Origin of the sequence: Trujillonella humicola (assembly GCF_046233715.1) — a bacterium.
Taxonomy (GTDB): domain Bacteria; phylum Actinomycetota; class Actinomycetes; order Mycobacteriales; family Geodermatophilaceae; genus Trujillonella; species Trujillonella humicola.
Genome location: NZ_JBJNRJ010000120.1, coordinates 1 through 1,424 on the forward strand (window position 1 = coordinate 1; position 1,424 = coordinate 1,424).

Genomic DNA, 1,424 nt, shown 5'->3' on the forward strand with positions numbered 1-1,424 from the left:
GGCTCTTCGCAGTTGAGGGTGTAGATCGGGCTGGCGCGTCGGTCCCGGGATAGACGTCGAGGCCTCCCGAGGATGGAAGTTCTCACACTGCCCATCCGGAAGACCTCGACGTGCCTGACGCTACCTTCGCTCGCCCTGACCTGACCACGTTCTGCCGCCTGGACGAGCTCGGCCTGGAGGTGCTCGGGCAGCGACTGGACTCGGATCGTGCGGTGCTGGCGTGTCGGGTGGTCGAGCCTGACGAGTGGTGCCGGCGCTGCGGCTGCCAGGGTGCGCCGCGCGACACCGTCCTGCGGCGGCTGGCGCACGAGCCGCTGGGGTGGCGTCCGACGACGCTGCTGGTCACGATCCGCCGCTACCGGTGCACCGGCTGCGGGCACGTGTGGCGGCAGGACACCAGCCGGGCGGCCGAGCCGCGGGCGAAGCTGTCGCGCCGGGGTCTGCGGTGGGCGCTGGAGGGCATCGTCTGCCAGCACCTGACCGTCGCCCGGGTCGCCGAAGGGCTCGGGGTCGCCTGGAACACCGCCAACGACGCTGTCCTGGCCGAAGGCAAGCGGGTCCTGATCGACGACCCGGGCCGGTTCGCCGGCGTGCAGGTGCTCGGGGTCGATGAGCACGTGTGGCGGCACACCCGCCGCGGCGACAAGTACGTCACCGTGATCATCGACCTCACCGGCGTCCGCGACGGCACCGGCTCAGCCCGGCTGCTGGACATGGTCGAGGGCCGCTCCAAGCAGGCGTTCAAGACCTGGCTCGCCGAGCGCGACCCGGCATGGCGCGACGCGGTGGAGGTGGTCGCCATGGACGGGTTCACCGGCTTCAAGACCGCCACCACCGAGGAGCTGCCGGCCGCGACTGCGGTGATGGATCCCTTTCACGTCGTTCGCCTGGCCGGCGACGCCCTGGATCGCTGCCGGCGCCGGGTGCAGCAGGACCTGCACGGGCACCGCGGCCGCGCCGACGATCCGCTCTACCGCGCGCGACGTGTCCTGCACACCGGGGCTGACCTGCTCACTGACCGGCAACAGCAGCGGCTGACCGCATTGTTCGCCGTCGACGAGCACGTCCAGGTCGAGGCCACCTGGGGCATCTATCAACGCATGATCGGCGCCTACCGCGAGCCCGACCGGGCCAAGGGCCGGCGGCTGATGAGCGACCTCATCGACGCGCTCGGCCGCGGCGTCCCGGCCGCGCTGACCGAGCTGATCACGCTGGGGCGGACGCTGAAGAAGCGGGCCGAAGACGTCCTGGCGTACTTCGACAGACCCGGTACCAGCAACGGGCCGACCGAGGCCCTCAACGGACGACTCGAGCACCTCCGCGGCTCCGCGCTCGGCTTCCGAAACCTCACCAACTACATCGCCAGGAGCCTGCTGGAGACCGGCGGATTCAGGACCCGACTACACCCTCGATCGTGAAGAGCC

At 70.9% G+C, this 1,424-nt stretch carries 1 protein-coding gene; it reads left to right on the top strand.

Going from position 1 to position 1,424, the window contains the following annotated elements; genetic code table 11:
• Positions 1 to 110 precede the first annotated feature (110 nt).
• On the top strand, positions 111 to 1,418 hold the full coding sequence (locus tag ACK586_RS25340; RefSeq protein ID WP_409333304.1) for an ISL3 family transposase: 1,308 nt from the start codon (positions 111 to 113) through the stop codon (positions 1,416 to 1,418).
• Positions 1,419 to 1,424: the final 6 nt, after the last annotated feature.